We start from the raw sequence: 14,766 nt of genomic DNA, 5'->3' as shown, positions 1-14,766 counted from the left end.
CATGGAATATGTGGCGCAACAGGTTATGAATGCGCTCGCCTTCGGGGCGGAATACGCGCTGATTGCCTTAGGGTTGGCCATCGTCTTTTCGATCATGGGGCTGGTGAACTTTGCCCATGGCGAAGTGATTGCGGTTGGTGGCTATACGATGGTGGCCTTTGCGGCGCTGGCGCTGAACAACCCGTTCATTGTGATCGGTGGCGCCATACTGGCGGCTATCCTGATGTCTCTGGCGTTGGAGCGCGTGGCCTTCAGGCCCGTGCGGTACGCCGATCCAACCACGGGTTTGCTGACCGCATTCGGTGTCTCAATCATCCTGCAGAATGTCTTTCTGCTTGCGGTATCGCCGCGCCCTGTGGCTGTCACGTCGCTCTATTTTCTGGACTGGCCAGTGAACTTGTTCGGCGTTCAGGTGTCATCCCTTCAGGTGTTCGAGGCTGTGACAACGGTTCTGGTGATCGTCGGGTTGATGCTGTTTTTGAAACGGACGACGCTGGGCCTTGCTATGCGGGCAGCCTCGTTGGATTTCGAAATGGTCCGAATGGTTGGCGTCAGATCGAACCGGGTGTTTGCGATGGCCTTCATGGTGTCGGGCCTCTTGGCCGGTTTAGCATGTATCTTCATCATGGCGCGCCGTGGATCGGTCGACCCGCATCTGGGGTTCAATCCAGTGCTCAAGGCCTTTGTCGCCTGCGTCGTTGGCGGGTTCGGCAGCCTGCCCGGCGCGGTGCTGGGCGGCTTTCTTCTGGGCGCGATCGAGGTCGCCATGCTGGTCCTGCTGCCGCAGGAATATGGCGGTATGAAGGACGCGTTTGTCTTTGGGATCATCGCGCTTGTTCTGGTCTGGCGGCCAGACGGTATCCTGTCACCCCCGACTGAAAAGGGGGACAAGATATGATCCTGAACCCCAGTCAGAAACGTGGATTGGTCGGTGCCGCTATTTTGGCCATCGTATTGATCGTGATTGGCGTTGTTGTGACCTATTTCGGGTCCCGCTATCAGCTGCGATTGGTCTACAGCGCGTTCGTGAACCTGCTGGTCGTTTTGGCGATGCAAGTCTTCATGGGCAATGCGCGGCTGACCAACCTGAGCCACAGCGCCTTTATGGGGATTGGTGCCTATGTCGCCGCGATCTGCGTCACACCCGTTACGATAAAATCGATTTCCCTGCCGGACGCCCCTTGGGGGCTGAACGCGTTTTCGCTGGACCCGGTAACCTCTGCCTTGTTGGCCATCGCGATCACGGCGGCGTTGGCCTTGGTCGTTGGGCTTTTCGTGGTGCGCCTGACGGGCTCCGGCGTCACCATCTTTTCCCTTGCCGTATTGGTCATCGTGCATTCTGTCTTTTTGTACCGCACGGATATCTTCAAAGGAAACCAGGCGTTCTTTGGCATCCCGCAGGTGTTTTCGCTGACCTCAATTGTGATCCTGTCGGTGATTGTTTTGTTTGTCGTGCGCCTGTTCCGCGAAAGCCGTTGGGGCATACAATTACGCGCTTGCGCCGATGATGAGGTTGGCGCGGCGGCGATGGGCGTCAATATCCGCAGGTTACGCCTGATCGCCTGGGTTCTTTCAGCCGTGCTGCTGGCAGTTGCCGGGATCGCCTATGCGTTCTTTCTTGGAACAATCAGCGCCCGTCCGTTCTATTTCAACCACGTGTTTCTGACCCTTGCCATGCTGATCCTTGGGGGGATGCGAACCGTCACGGGGGCGGTTCTGGGCACTTTGCTGATCTCATTTGGTCTGGAATGTGTGCGCTGGCTGGAAACCGGTCCGGTCCTGCTGGGCATCGACTTGCCCGAAGTATTGGGTCTGTCGGGTATAGCCTTGGGCACGGTGATCGTTTTGACCATGGCATTGCGCCCCGGTGGCATCATGGGCGACAACGAAATCGAGGACCTCGTACTGAGAAAACAGGAGTGAGTCATGGGTTGCAACCACACTATCCACAAGCACAATCACCACTTCGGCTGGGATAACTCCATCGATCCGATACTGAGCGTCGATCCCGGTGAAACGGTTGAGGTTGAAACCATCGACAGTTCCGGCGGTCAGCTGAACGCGTCCTCGACTCTGGCCGATCTGGGCGCGCTGTCTTTTGACAAGGTCAATCCGGTTACCGGACCAATCCACATCAAGGGGGCCGAACCCGGTGATACCGTCGCCGTTTCCTTTCTTGATTTCAAACCCTCGGGCTGGGGCTGGACCGCCAATATACCGGGCTTTGGATTGCTGACCGATCAGTTTCCCGATGCAGCCCTGCATATCTGGAAATACGATACCAACGCCATGACCCCTGCCCTGTTCGGCCCCGGTGGGAAGGTACCGCTTAAGCCGTTTGTGGGCACAATCGGGCTGGCGCTGGCCGAGCCGGGCCTGCATTCTGTCGTCCCTCCGCGTCGAGTGGGCGGCAATCTGGATATCCGCGACAATTGCGTGGGCACAACGCTCTACCTGCCGGTCGAGGTGGCAGGCGGGATGCTGTCGCTGGGCGATACCCATGCCGCGCAAGGCGATGGTGAGATTTGTGGAACCGCAATCGAAAGCCCCATGGACGTGGCCATCAAGATCGACCTGATCAAGGGTGAGAACTTGCCCTTTCCTCGGTTCGAAACCAACGGTCCGGTTACGCGCCATTTCGATACCGCGGGCTACAAAGCCACAACCGGCATCGGGGAAGACCTGATGCAAGCCGCTCGCGATGCAGTTTCCGGAATGGTCGACTGGATCTCGGCCGTGACGGGGATGTCCACGCTTGAGGCTTATATGCTGTGCTCCGTCTGCGGAGATTTGCGGATCAGCGAGATCGTGGACATGCCAAACTGGACGGTATCGTTCTACTTTCCAAAATCCGTGCTGGACTGACGAAAACCCCAACGTCTTATGGGCGATGGACATCGCGCGGCATCATCTGGCCGAACACAAGGCCCATTTGTTTCAAAGGCTCAACTTCCTTTGAAGCAAATTGAGTTGGCAGCTTCCCCTCAGTCTGCGCAGCATCCTTGCATCTGCGATTGAGATAGGAAATTCGCCATGACGATCAAACGCCGCCAACTCGTGAAGCTGGGACTTGCTTCAGCAGCTGCATTCTCACTTGGGGCTCCGGCCGCCTTTGCTGCAGGCAAAGAACGCACTGGCAGTCTGTCAGGCCGAAGCGGCTATAAAGTTAAGGGAACGGTTTCCGTAACCGATGACACCGTCACACTCAAAAGCGATTATGTCTTTGACCCCAGTAAGAACCCACCAGATATCAAGATCGGCTTCGGCAATGGTGAGAAATACGCAAAGGGTTCGAAGATTCACGAGAAGCTGACTGTCAAAAACGGTGAAGCTTCTTTCAAAATCCCCTCTGGGATTGACACGTCAAAGTACAATGAACTCTATATCTATTGTGAAAAGTTCACGGTGATTTTGGCGGTCGCTCCGCTTCGCTAAACTATCGCTGAGCCGTATTCTGAGATCCGTCAGCTGATGCGGGCGGGTCTCTTTGTTGTTTGGCGCCTTGGAGGGCACAGGTGTACCGCCAAGATTCCTTTTTCGATTTGTCAGGTTGGGGACAGGTCGGCCTTGCAACGCTTAGCCTAATCCTTTTCGCGCTGGTGGTTTTGTCGGCAAGGATCCTTTTGCGCCGATACCGCCCTTGGGTGCGCATCATCGGTGCGCTTGTGATCTTTTGGCTGTTCGTGTGGCTGTCGCCGCAAGTCTATTACATGTACTACCGGTTGATCATTCCCGATTTACCGCTGCAATGGGTTATCTGGCCCCCGCGGGAAATTGGTAAGCCGTTAAAAATGCTATTCTTTTCATACCAACAGAACCTGAGCGCGCACGGACAAGGCATACTTGGATGGGCAATCATAGCCGCAGCGGTCGCGCCCTGTAAGCGCAGCACTCAAACCAGACCGGGTTATCCGGGTACCGGAACGTAACCCCGGCTGCGTTTCCGCCTGTCCAGGTCCCGAAGTGCGTCCATAGCCTGGGCTTCGTCTTCAAACGTGACCATCATGGTTTGCCCGCAGGTGCCGATACGCCCCCAGCTACGAAGGACTGCGACTTCTCCAAACAGGGTCGGCTGCAACTCTATCCCATAAAACCGCGCCATATTGACGTCCGGGTCGACGTTGATCAGATGGACAGGTGTGGTTGCTGACAGCTCCATACCCTTATTATTCACTGGCCGCGCCCTTCAGTCCAATGACATTCTGGAATCTATTCTTGCCAAAGGATTCCGATCCTCGATGGGACGCAAGGCACGCGCATTAGATCATTACCGCGCCACCATTGGGGCTGAGTGTCTGTCCTGTGAAATACCCGGCATGTGGCCCGCAAAGGAAATGCACCAACCCGCCGATCTCAGACGGTTCTGCGATCCGCCCCAGTGGCACGTCGAATTCCTTTTCAATCCACTCGGGCGACATGTTTTCAACATCCAGCATGGGCGTATTCACCGGCCCCGGTGCGACCGCGTTTACAGTGATCGCAGGTGCCAACTCGCGTGCAAGCGACCGGGTCAGGCCAACAACCCCAGCCTTGGACGCGCAGTAGGCCGAGTAATCTGCACGACCAAGGTAAGCCAGCTCTGACGCGATCAGGATGATCCGTCCCGAATTTGCCTTAGACATAAGCCGCGCGGCACCTTGCGCGATTAAGAACGACCCCCTCAGATTGACCGAAACCATTCGGTCAAATGCGGACACATCCATATCAACCAGCTTTGTCTCGAACAGAATGCCGGCCGCGTTGATCGCGAAATCCAAACGCCCTTCGATGTCTGAGATCGAGCGGAATAACTGATCTACGTCCCCCGCATCGGACACATCGCACCGCACTGCCCGTACCTGAGAAAGAGCTGACCACGTGTCCGATATGTCCTGTTGATCGGCCGCGATCACGATCGCCCCTGCATCTGCCAAAGCATGCGCAACAGCGGCACCGATCCCTTGTGCTGCGCCTGTGACAAGCGCGACCTTCCCCGACAAGTCCTGTGTCACTTGTTCAAATCTCCTTTAACGGTGAAGCGTCTGGCAGACGGTGTTAGTGGCTTCAAACCTATACGCAAAGCACTCGGGTAAACTATGCTGCCTTGGTCAACCCTTGCTTGAAAACATGCGGCAGACGTTGGGGCATTGCTAGACCGGAAGAAGAAAGCTTTTCATGAACCTAAGAATGCCGGTTCCCGGGCCATCCCCGCGTCGGGTCGAGCTGTCCCAGACAACAGCATCGCCGGGGGCTGTCTTGAGATTGTAACCGCTAAGGAACGTATCCATTGTGGTCAGCGCGGCGAAGATGCTGAACTTTGTGCTGCTGCCCCATGCCACCAGCTTGGGCATCGGTGCGGGTTTTTCAGCGTCGGGTGATGGCGTCAGGCGCGCGGCCGCCGTCGTTCGCAAGATCAAGGTCCCCGGCCCTTCGGCATAATAGAAGATCATCCGCCCCAGTATCAAAGTTGACAGCCCAAGACTTGCAACGCGCCCCATGTTCAAGGTGTCGGACATGCCCACAAAGTCTGAAAACCGGAAAATCACACGCTCGCCTTCTTGCAGGGTCCACGATACCAATTCGGCTGGTTCATCGACCTTGAGCTCGGCATCGAATTCATCCGGATTGCCAGCGCGGTCACCATCAATGCGGTTCATGGCCCAAGTCCCGCTGAGAATACGCGCCACCGGCATGCGAAAGCCCAGCGGGCGCCTTCGTGCGGGCGGTGGCCCTTCCAGGGTAACCCCCCAGCGCGCGACGAAATATGCTTCTTTGGCGTCGGTCGGGATGCGGTAGTGCTGTCCGTGATTGGCCAACGCCGACGCGGTGGAAGGCGGGTCATCCGGCAGAAACTGCGCGTGCAGGCTCGCTGCGCCGTTCGGTGCGAAAATCACGCGTGAAAATACAATGAGCAGCGTCTTGAGCAGAATGATTACACTGTACAGCGTCAGCAGCAACGATATGTTCCGCCAGGTTCGAAACCCGCCCTTGATTGAGGACGTGGTTGTGCTGTGCATCGTCAGATAGGTTTGTTGATAGACGCCCCGGATCTGGGTCGACGCGTTATCGACGTCATTGGCAAGGGCAATGTCTGGGGGGCAATCGCGTGGCCGTTGCGGGTGGTTCGATGTCAATGCCACGCATCGGGCAAAATCGGTGGTACCATTGATCATACCGCTACGGGCTTCGATCATCATTTCGTTGGCCCCTTCTACGATCCACTCCTTCGTCTTGCAGACAGGATCAAGAGGAAAGCACCATTCCGGCGGCTCCAGCAGCGGTAAGACATCCTTGGGAAAGGCTGCATTCATCTGGTCACTTACCGCGCCGGGTACCTGTGCTAAATCGTTCTTTGCCTCGCGCGCGACTGTCGTCAAGCTCAGGTCGACGCGTTTATGAACGGATGTCAGATACACATCGGACCAGCGGTTGATCGCACGCTCAAGGGGATCTGCATTAGGATAGTCGCCAGACCAGGACTCCACGTAGGGGGCGTGGGCATCGTGCGCCATCGTCTCGTTATCAATCACCCAAATGATGGCTTTGTTTTCAAGTTCGACCGTCCGAAGATCGATTTCGGCCACCATCCGAGGTTCGATCCATAGGTTCACCAGGGCCCACCAAAACCCGCCGAATACCAAAAAGCAGGCAAAAGCGGGGCTCCAGAGGCGGAAGGTCTTGCGGAGCGCCGCCTTAAGGTCCGACCTTGGTAAGGCCCAGAGGAACTGCCAGTTGTCTCGAACCATCATCCAGAGCATCCGCACCAGAACCGATATCGTCAGGAACAATAAGGCGTTCACCAAATTGGGCTCATAGCCAAGGAACAACAGCCCCAGAAGACTGGTGCCCGGAGCAGCGCCAAAGAGTTGGGCGACCCAGGATCCGAAAACATCCAGAAAAAGCACCGCCGTGAACCCGACGAACGAGGTGGACAGCAAATGCCCGTGGCGCAGAAACAAGTATGTGCAGGCGATCGCCAAGGCCGCGTAAACTGCGTGGATCGCAATTTCCAGCGGCCCCCCTGCCCCGGACGCGTTGAACATGTAGATCAGCGACGACCACAGCAAAAATGCAGGTATCGGCCAAAGCCAGAACCGGCGTAGTTTGAACACCAGACCAATGGCCAGCAGACCGGCCACACCCAAAACGCCAATCGCCGGATGGGACCAGCCGCGTTGCTGATAAAGTGTTATTTCATCCGTGATTGTCGTCAGAACGCCCGTCTTACCTGCCGCGACCGGGTCCAGCACAAAGGCGTATGAAGCCAGCATTGGAACCCAGCCGATAAACAGCAAGAACCAAAGGGCTTCTTGAAAAAACGGATTCTTTGGCGTGTCGATCCTGCTCAACTCCGTAAGTGCTCAAAAATGCCTTGGTAACGAAATGCAAATGTTTACCTTAGGTAACTATGACGTTTGCTTCTGAGCCTGACAAGGTGTTGGATTCGCTCGCCCCCGTTCTATTCGTTCGCGACAATCTCTAGCTGGATGTTTGCATACCAGTCGGCCAGCGCACGAATTTCTTCGTCGGTCAGCTCGGCTGCAATGTCAGACATGATGTCATGTTGCCTGTTGCCGTTCCGAAATGCTTTGAGCTGAGTGTCAATGTATACGTTGACCTCTCCTGCAAGGTGCGGTGCATCTAGCAGCGTCGAAATTCCATCAACACCGTGGCATGACACGCAGGCATCCGGCGCATCCGCTTCGGTCACGCCCTCTGGCAAAGTCGCAACCGCAGTATGTGCAGCGTACCAGGCCGAGACATCAGAGATCTGTTGCGCAGACAAACTGGATGTGACCACCGACATCATCTCATGTTCTCGGGCACCTGTTTTGAACGCCATAAGCTGCGCTTCGAGGTATTCTTTGGGCTCACCTCCGATATTCGGAGCAAGCGGTATCCGCGCAAACCCGTCAATGCCGTGACAGGTTTGGCACATATTGGCAATTCTGCGCCCCGCATCCGGGTCATCACTGCGTGCGGGCGTGGCAAAGCCCCCGGCGAGAATAATCCCGCCGAGAGCAAGTATCAGGGCACTCTTCATTGAGCAGGTGCCGGGTTATAGGCAATACGCCAGATCGCTCCGGCAAAGTCGTCTGAAATGAGCATCGAGCCATCAGGCAGGAATTCGATGTCCATTGGGCGTCCGCGATATTCGCCCGTTTCCTCGTTCAACCAACCGTCGGCGAAGACCTCAGCCCCGACCGCGTCACCCGTTTCCGGATCAAGCGCTGTGAACATAATCCGCGCGCCCACTGGCGTGGTACGGTTCCACGACCCGTGCTGTGCCCAAAAGATACCGCCATGGTATTTCTCTGGGAACGTCTGGTCGTGATAGAAACGCATGCCAAGATCTGCCGCATGGGCCGTCAGTTCCAGCTGCGGCTCAACAAAGGTCACACCTTCTGGCGGCGGAGCATCACTTGCCGAAACGATTTCAACGCGTGAATTGGTCCATGGGAACCCGAAATGCTGGCCCGCTTCGGTCTGACGGTTCAGTTCACCGGGTGGGATATCGTCTCCCATTCCGTCGACCTGATTGTCGGTCCACCACAGCTCGCCTGTTTGGGGGTTAAAGTCCTGACCAACCGAGTTACGGACGCCGCGTGTGTAAACTTCGCGGTCGGACCCATCGGTGTTCATTCTGATGATGCCGCCGATGCCGATCTCATCATACAGTTCGATTTTATCCACCGGCTGCACATTGTGCGGCTGACCCAACGACACGTATAGCTTGCCATCGGGACCGATGTCGCAAACACGGGCCGAGTGGTTAAAGCTTTCTTCGTCTTCGGGGATCAACTCGCCCTTTGCCACAACGGTGCCAACTGCGATGTCGGGGCTTTCAAAGAAAAACTCGGCTGCAGGGAAAACCAGGATACGGTTCCGTTCCGCGATATACAGGAACCCGTCGGGCGAAAAACACGGCCCGTTGGGAATGTCGAATGTCACAGATGGCGCGAAATCCTTCACCTCATCCGCCACGCGGTTGCGGTCGCGGTCAACAATCGACCAGACCTTGTCTTTACGGGTCCCGGCAAAAAGCACTGTCCCCTGGGGCGCCATCGACATGGACCTTGCGTCCGGTACGACGGCATAAAGGCTCACCTCGAACCCATCGGGTACATTGATATACGGCAGAATTCCGCTCAGTGCGTCGGCACGTTCCCCTTCTTGTTCAATATAGGTAAACGTCGCATCTGTTTTCTGCATATTACTTAGTTTGTCCAAATTGTCCTGGGCCAGAACCGGCCCAGCCAATATGGAACCCAACAAAAGCCCCGCAATAACACGTGGTTGTGACATTCTAATCCTCCCAAATTAGATGGAGACGCCACACTGTTTCCGACTCGGTGACGTCTCACATTCAGACATGATCGGCATGAGTGTACCGATCTGTCAATTGACTCTTAGTCGTATAGACAGTCCAAAATGGTCGCCGGGTTGGATAGAGGTCGTGTAAATATTTGTAATCGCGCAGTTTTATCGCGTCTCAATATGATTGACCTTGGGTCAACCTTTTAACCGTTGACCACTTGAAGCATCAAACAAATGCAAATGCTCAACCGGTACGGAAAAGCGCATGTTCGGATGCCCGCCTTCGATCGGGTGAACACCCGGAAGGCTGATCGTTACCGCGTGTCCCAAGCCCGAAAGATGGCCATGTAACAACGTATTGGCCCCTAAGGGTTCGGCCATTTGAACGACCGCTTCCAGCGGGCCGTTGTCGTCAGACACCAGGTGTTCTGGTCGAATGCCCAGTTTCAACGCCGCATCGGGCCCATGAGACGGCCCAATCGCGATATCGCCGATTTTGACGGTTTCGTTTTCACGCCGGGCGTCAAAGATATTCATCGCGGGGCTACCGATGAACTGCGCAGCAAACAGCGTTTTCGGTGTCTGATAAACCTCTAGAGGGGTCCCGATCTGCTCGGCAACGCCGCCGTTCATTACGATCATCCGGTCGGCCATTGTCATCGCTTCGACCTGATCATGCGTCACGTAAAGAGCGGTAATTCCCAGTTTTTCCTGAAGCTCGCGGATTTCCAGCCGCATTTGGACGCGCAGTTTCGCATCAAGGTTCGACAACGGCTCATCAAATAGAAACACGGCTGGTTCACGGACAATGGCCCTACCCATCGCGACGCGTTGGCGTTGTCCGCCCGACAATTGACGCGGTTTGCGGTCCAGCAAGGGTTCCAGCTGCAACAGTCTGGCCGCCTCAACAACCTTTTGGTCAATTTGATCCTTTGGCAACCCTGCGATCTTGAGCCCGTACCCCATGTTCTGGCGAACGGACATATGGGGATAAAGCGCATAATTCTGGAACACCATCGCGATATCGCGGTCCATCGGCTCTTTTTCGTTGGCCCGAGTCCCTCCGATCTGTATCTCTCCGGACGTTACGGTCTCAAGCCCTGCCACCATGCGCAAAAGCGTGGACTTGCCGCAGCCCGAGGGGCCGACAATCACGATAAACTCGCCGTCCTTGATGTCGATGTCGATCCCGTGGATGACATCGGTTGGGCCAAAGCTTTTCTTGACGTTTTCAAGGGTTACTGTCGCCATTTCTTATTTCTCGCTATCGACAAGGCCGCGCACAAACAGCTTTTGCATCGACACAACCACTATGACCGGCGGGATCATTGCCAGCATGGATGTCGCCATGATCGTTGGCCAATGGGCAAAATCATCCCCAGATGGAAACATCTGCTTGATGCCCATAACGATGGTGTTCATTTCCGGGTCTGTTGTGATCAGCAGAGGCCAGAGGTACTGGTTCCAGCCATAGATGAACAGGATCACAAACAAAGCCGCGATATTTGTCCGGCTCATGGGCACGACGATGTCGATAAAGAACCGCATCGGGCGGGCACCGTCCACACGCGCGGCCTCGGCCAACTCGTCCGGGATTGTCAGGAAGAACTGGCGAAACAGAAACGTGGCAGTGGCCGACGCGATCAGAGGCAGGATCAACCCGGAATAGCTGTTGAGCATCCCGAACCCGGCGACGACTTCGAATGTGGGAACGATCCTCACCTCGACCGGCAACATCAACGTAATGAAGATCATCCAGAAAAACGTCTGGCGTCCGGGAAACCGGAAATAGACTATCGCAAACGCCGATAGCAGTGAAATGATGATCTTACCGATGGCAATGCCAATCGCCATGACCAAGCTGTTGAACAGCATGGTTGCCACGGGCACGTTCACCCCGGAAAACAGGGCCGCCTTGTAGTTCACCCAAAACTGATCACCCGGAACGACCGGCATAGGGGGTGAGATGATATCGGCCTGGGTCACGGTCGATGCAACGAATGCAAGCCAGATTGGGAAAAAGATGATCAGAACGCCCAAGATCATAAAGGCATGGGTCAGCCAGATACCTGCGCCGCGTTTTTCCACCATGCCGTGTTGTTGGGCAGACATCAGTAATGCACCCTCTTTTCCACGTACTTGAACTGTATGACCGTGAGTAGCCCCACAACGACCAGCAAGATCACGGATTGCGCCGAGGATGAACCCAGATCCTGACCCACGAAGCCGTCTGAAAAGACCTTATAAACCAAAATGGTTGTCGCCTGCTGGGGCCCACCACCTGTGATGGTGTGAATAACGCCAAAGGTTTCAAAAAAGGCGTAGACCACGTTCACAACCAGCAGAAAGAATGCCGTCGGCGACAGCAGCGGCAGTACGATGGTAAAGAACCGCCGCCAGAACCGCGCGCCGTCAATCGCGGCGGCTTCGATAACCGATCGCGGGACGGATTGAAGGGCGGCGAAGAAGAACAAAAAGTTATAGCTGATCCTCCCCCAGGCCGAGGCGACAACGACCAGGCTCATCGCTTCGGTCCCGTTCAACACATGGTTCCAGTCATAGCCCAGCTGTCCAAGGTACCAAGACACAACCCCAACGCGCGTGTTGAACATGAACAGCCACAACACACCGGCCACGGCAGGGGCAACGGCATAGGGCCAGATCAAAAGCGTCCGGTAGACACCCGAGCCCTTGATCAATCTGTCCGCCAACACCGCCAGAAACAACGCCGGGATCATCGAACACAGCGTTACAAGAATGGAAAACACGGCCGTCGTCACAAAGGACGCGCGGTAGAACCTGTCGGTCAACAGAAATTCGAAATTCCCCAACCCAACAAACTGAGACGACAGCCCGAACGGATCAGGGATGAACAGCGATTGCCAGACCGCTTGTCCCGCGGGATAGAAAAAGAAAACTGCAGAAATGATCACCTGCGGTGCAATCAGCGCAAGCGGTAAAAGCCAGCCGCGAAAAGTGACGCGTTTTTCCATCCTGCTGCTCCACCAGGGGAAGGATTGCGGGCCCGTTCAGGGCCCGCATCGTTTTTCCGGCTTAGCGATTAGCCGATTCAAACCGACGCAGCAGCGCATCGCCGCGCTCTTTCGCGCTGTCCATCGCTTCTTGTGCGGTTTTCTCGCCAGCCCAGATCGCTTCCAGCTCTTCGTCGATGATACCCCGGATCTGATCGAAAGATCCCAGGCGCAGGCCCTTGGAATTCGCCGTAGGCTCTTTGGCGGTCATCTGGATCACAGCGATATCGGTGCCCGGGTTCTGTTCATAGAAACCGGCCGCACGGGTGGCGACGCCCGCCTCGGCAGTGATCGGAAGGTAACCGGTGTTTTGGTGCCAGTCGGCCTGTACCCCGGAGGAGGACAAAAAGCTGAGGAACTCGCCCACGCCCTTGTAGGCTTCGGGGTCATGCCCTTCCAGCACCCAAAGCGAAGCGCCACCGATGATGGTGTTCTGCGGCTCACTCACAACGCCTGCCCAATATGGCAATGGACGCACATCAAAGTCGAACTGCGCTTCGGCACTGATCCCGGCGTAGCCTGCCGAGCTTTCGGTAAACAAGGCGCATTCACCTGCGCGGAAATTGGCACCACCTTCGTTTCTGCGGCCTGTGTAGATGAACTTGCCGTCCTTCGCCCACTCGCCCATTGCGGTCAGGTGCGCAACCTGTGTGGGACCGTTCAGCATCAGTTCGGTATCCAGACCGGCAAACCCATTGTCCTTGGAGGCAAACGGGACGTCGTGATAGGCCGAGAGGTTCTCAAGGTGAATCCAGCTTTGCCATGCTGTCACCAACGGACACTCTTCGCCGCCGTCTTTCAGCTGTCCAAGAACTTCACCAACGTTTTCCCATGTCGACAGGTCGGTGTCGGGGTCAACGCCTGCGGCTTCAAACGCGTCACGGTTCACCCAAAGCACAGGTGTGGAAGAGTTAAAGGGCAGCGAAAGCATGTCCCCATCAGTGGTTGTGTAATACCCTTTGACAGCGCCGATATAGGCATCCGGATCGAAAGACGCGCCGCTTTCTGCCATCACCTCATGAACGGGTTTGACCGCACCTTCGGCGGACATCATCGTTGCCGTGCCGACCTCGAACACCATCAGGATATGCGGTTGCTCTTTGGCGCGGAACGCCGCGATACCGGCATTCAAGGTTTCTGAATAGTTGCCCTTGTGGCTTTCAACCACGACAAACTCATCCTGGCTTGCGTTGAATTCTTCAACCTGGGCTTTCACAAGCTCACCCAGACGACCGGTGAAGGCATGCCAGAACTGAACTTCGGTCTGAGCCATTGCCGCTACCGGGGACAAAGCAGTTGTTACGGCAAGAGCGCCGAGAAAAGTCTTTTTCATGATTCCTCCCATGCATCAGGTTCGATGCTTCGTTGAATACCGACCGCAACGCGTAATCAGCAGACATGACGATTTCACGACGTTAACGTTACAGATTTATAATTCAAGCATTTAGTAATGGCATAAAACATAACACGATATTATATATTTGCCCGACGAAGCCCCAAATAGGTTTGAAAATGAGACAAACCCTGAGAATTCGACAGTTAGAGGCATTGATGGCCGTGGCGGCCAATGGCTCGGTCACGGCGGCGGCGCTGGATCTGGGGATAAGCCAACCGGCTGTCAGCAGATTGATGTCGGACCTCGAAAAATCGCTTGGGTTTCAGCTTTTTGACCGGCGCGAAGGGCGGTTGGTGCCCACTCAGGAGGTCCGGTACCTACAGCCCAGCGTAGAACGTGTTCTGGAGCTTATGCGGCAAATTTCGGATGTGAGTCAGGATATTACCCAAAGAAAGGCCGGGCATATCCGCGTCGCTTGTCTGCCCGGGTTCGCCACCAGCCACCTGCCGGGCGTCGTCGCACGGTTTCTCAAGGACAGGCCGGGCGTTACCATGACCATCGAACCGGACAGGCCGGAACGTATCCTTGAATGGATCGTGGGCGAACAATACGAATTTGGAATTACAGACAGTTTTCGCGGCCACCCGGCCGTCGAAAGCACCAACATCAACGTCCGCACGGTTTGCGTGTTTCCCCGCGGGCATGCGTTGGAAAAGTGTTCTCAGGTCACGCCATCGGACCTGGAGCACGAAAAAATCATTCACACGCGCCGCGACAGCGACTTTTTCGGACGCCTGTCAAAGGCGTTTCACGATGCGAATGTTCAACTGAACTCTCACATCGAAGTTCGGCAGTTCACCGCAGCGTGTGAGCTGGTTTTGCAAGGCGTCGGCGTGTCCGTCGTCAGCGAGTTGGATGCCATACAATACAGGGAACGGGGATTGTGTTTTCGACCCTTTAAGCCTTTGATGTCCCACACTCTTTCACTGGTACGCCCGGTATTGAAGCAACCGTCCCTTGTGACATTGGAATTCATCGAGGATTTCACCGAAAGCCTGACGCCGTTCAAATCAAACTGATCCCCCCGGCTAGACAGAAGAA

The 14,766-nt window shown here is 55.8% G+C and carries 15 protein-coding genes; 6 read left to right on the top strand and 9 right to left on the bottom strand.

Annotated features, from left to right (window positions below; translation table 11 throughout):
* Position 1: 1 nt before the first annotated feature.
* The 5 genes from ACR0DG_RS20040 to ACR0DG_RS20020 all read left to right on the top strand — a co-directional run bounded on the left by ACR0DG_RS20040 (position 2) and on the right by ACR0DG_RS20020 (position 3,929).
* Positions 2 to 898 carry a branched-chain amino acid ABC transporter permease gene (locus ACR0DG_RS20040; protein WP_480700126.1) on the top strand — a complete coding sequence of 299 codons (897 nt, stop codon included), beginning with the start codon at positions 2 to 4 and terminating at the stop codon, positions 896 to 898.
* Entirely contained in the window at positions 895 to 1,923 is a 1,029-nt protein-coding gene (locus ACR0DG_RS20035) for a branched-chain amino acid ABC transporter permease (protein ID WP_480700125.1), read from the top strand. The genes ACR0DG_RS20040 and ACR0DG_RS20035 overlap by 4 nt, the downstream gene beginning before the upstream one ends.
* Positions 1,924 to 1,926: 3 nt before the next feature.
* Positions 1,927 to 2,865, top strand: coding sequence for an acetamidase/formamidase family protein (locus ACR0DG_RS20030; protein ID WP_480700124.1), 939 nt, complete (start codon positions 1,927 to 1,929; stop codon positions 2,863 to 2,865).
* Between the two features lie 168 nt (positions 2,866 to 3,033).
* A complete protein-coding gene (locus ACR0DG_RS20025; protein WP_480700123.1) occupies positions 3,034 to 3,435 on the top strand; it encodes a DM13 domain-containing protein in 402 nt (133 codons plus the stop codon).
* Positions 3,436 to 3,515: 80 nt separating this feature from the next.
* Positions 3,516 to 3,929 carry a hypothetical protein gene (locus tag ACR0DG_RS20020; protein WP_480700122.1) on the top strand — a complete coding sequence of 138 codons (414 nt, stop codon included), beginning with the start codon at positions 3,516 to 3,518 and terminating at the stop codon, positions 3,927 to 3,929.
* Here the strand turns inward: ACR0DG_RS20020 and ACR0DG_RS20015 are convergent.
* From ACR0DG_RS20015 to ugpB, 9 genes are all read right to left on the bottom strand, one after another.
* Entirely contained in the window at positions 3,908 to 4,159 is a 252-nt protein-coding gene (locus ACR0DG_RS20015; protein ID WP_480707297.1) for a WGR domain-containing protein, read from the bottom strand. The genes ACR0DG_RS20020 and ACR0DG_RS20015 overlap by 22 nt on opposite strands.
* Before the next feature lie 100 nt (positions 4,160 to 4,259).
* Complete coding sequence (locus ACR0DG_RS20010) at positions 4,260 to 4,991, bottom strand: SDR family NAD(P)-dependent oxidoreductase (RefSeq protein WP_480700120.1); 732 nt, start codon at positions 4,989 to 4,991, stop codon at positions 4,260 to 4,262.
* A gap of 138 nt (positions 4,992 to 5,129) precedes the next feature.
* A complete protein-coding gene (locus tag ACR0DG_RS20005; protein WP_480707295.1) occupies positions 5,130 to 7,274 on the bottom strand; it encodes a hypothetical protein in 2,145 nt (714 codons plus the stop codon).
* Positions 7,275 to 7,438: 164 nt separating this feature from the next.
* The gene (locus ACR0DG_RS20000) at positions 7,439 to 8,023 is read right to left on the bottom strand and encodes a c-type cytochrome (RefSeq protein WP_480700118.1); all 585 of its coding nucleotides are present in this window, start codon (positions 8,021 to 8,023) and stop codon (positions 7,439 to 7,441) included.
* Positions 8,020 to 9,285, bottom strand: coding sequence for a PQQ-dependent sugar dehydrogenase (locus tag ACR0DG_RS19995; RefSeq protein WP_480700117.1), 1,266 nt, complete (start codon positions 9,283 to 9,285; stop codon positions 8,020 to 8,022). Before ACR0DG_RS19995 ends, ACR0DG_RS20000 begins: the two co-directional genes overlap by 4 nt.
* Before the next feature lie 207 nt (positions 9,286 to 9,492).
* On the bottom strand, positions 9,493 to 10,548 hold the full coding sequence (locus tag ACR0DG_RS19990; RefSeq protein ID WP_480700116.1) for a sn-glycerol-3-phosphate import ATP-binding protein UgpC: 1,056 nt from the start codon (positions 10,546 to 10,548) through the stop codon (positions 9,493 to 9,495).
* A gap of 3 nt (positions 10,549 to 10,551) precedes the next feature.
* A complete protein-coding gene (ugpE, locus tag ACR0DG_RS19985) occupies positions 10,552 to 11,388 on the bottom strand; it encodes a sn-glycerol-3-phosphate ABC transporter permease UgpE (RefSeq protein WP_480700148.1) in 837 nt (278 codons plus the stop codon).
* Positions 11,389 to 11,408: 20 nt separating this feature from the next.
* Positions 11,409 to 12,290, bottom strand: coding sequence for a sn-glycerol-3-phosphate ABC transporter permease UgpA (gene ugpA / locus ACR0DG_RS19980; RefSeq protein ID WP_480700115.1), 882 nt, complete (start codon positions 12,288 to 12,290; stop codon positions 11,409 to 11,411).
* Between the two features lie 61 nt (positions 12,291 to 12,351).
* A complete protein-coding gene (gene ugpB, locus ACR0DG_RS19975; RefSeq protein WP_480700114.1) occupies positions 12,352 to 13,662 on the bottom strand; it encodes a sn-glycerol-3-phosphate ABC transporter substrate-binding protein UgpB in 1,311 nt (436 codons plus the stop codon).
* Between the two features lie 179 nt (positions 13,663 to 13,841).
* Here ugpB and ACR0DG_RS19970 point away from each other — a divergent pair, with 179 nt between their 5' ends.
* Positions 13,842 to 14,744, top strand: coding sequence for a LysR substrate-binding domain-containing protein (locus ACR0DG_RS19970; protein WP_480700113.1), 903 nt, complete (start codon positions 13,842 to 13,844; stop codon positions 14,742 to 14,744).
* Positions 14,745 to 14,766 lie beyond the last annotated feature (22 nt).

The organism is Ruegeria sp. BG8, assembly GCF_056538325.1.
This window is presented reverse-complemented; position numbering and strand designations above follow the sequence as displayed.

What these genes read in the sequence shown, in the direction of transcription:
- ACR0DG_RS20040 (WP_480700126.1), top strand. Translation starts at nt 2, where the DNA reads ATGGAATATGTGGCGCAACAGGTTATGAATGCGCTCGCCTTCGGGGCG.
- ACR0DG_RS20035 (WP_480700125.1), top strand. Translation starts at nt 895, where the DNA reads ATGATCCTGAACCCCAGTCAGAAACGTGGATTGGTCGGTGCCGCTATT.
- ACR0DG_RS20030 (WP_480700124.1), top strand. Translation starts at nt 1,927, where the DNA reads ATGGGTTGCAACCACACTATCCACAAGCACAATCACCACTTCGGCTGG.
- ACR0DG_RS20025 (WP_480700123.1), top strand. Translation starts at nt 3,034, where the DNA reads ATGACGATCAAACGCCGCCAACTCGTGAAGCTGGGACTTGCTTCAGCA.
- ACR0DG_RS20015 (WP_480707297.1), bottom strand. Translation starts at nt 4,159, where the DNA reads ATGGAGCTGTCAGCAACCACACCTGTCCATCTGATCAACGTCGACCCG.
- ACR0DG_RS20000 (WP_480700118.1), bottom strand. Translation starts at nt 8,023, where the DNA reads ATGAAGAGTGCCCTGATACTTGCTCTCGGCGGGATTATTCTCGCCGGG.
- ACR0DG_RS19995 (WP_480700117.1), bottom strand. Translation starts at nt 9,285, where the DNA reads ATGTCACAACCACGTGTTATTGCGGGGCTTTTGTTGGGTTCCATATTG.
- ACR0DG_RS19990 (WP_480700116.1), bottom strand. Translation starts at nt 10,548, where the DNA reads ATGGCGACAGTAACCCTTGAAAACGTCAAGAAAAGCTTTGGCCCAACC.
- ugpE (WP_480700148.1), bottom strand. Translation starts at nt 11,388, where the DNA reads ATGGTGGAAAAACGCGGCGCAGGTATCTGGCTGACCCATGCCTTTATG.
- ugpA (WP_480700115.1), bottom strand. Translation starts at nt 12,290, where the DNA reads ATGGAAAAACGCGTCACTTTTCGCGGCTGGCTTTTACCGCTTGCGCTG.
- ugpB (WP_480700114.1), bottom strand. Translation starts at nt 13,662, where the DNA reads ATGAAAAAGACTTTTCTCGGCGCTCTTGCCGTAACAACTGCTTTGTCC.
- ACR0DG_RS19970 (WP_480700113.1), top strand. Translation starts at nt 13,842, where the DNA reads ATGAGACAAACCCTGAGAATTCGACAGTTAGAGGCATTGATGGCCGTG.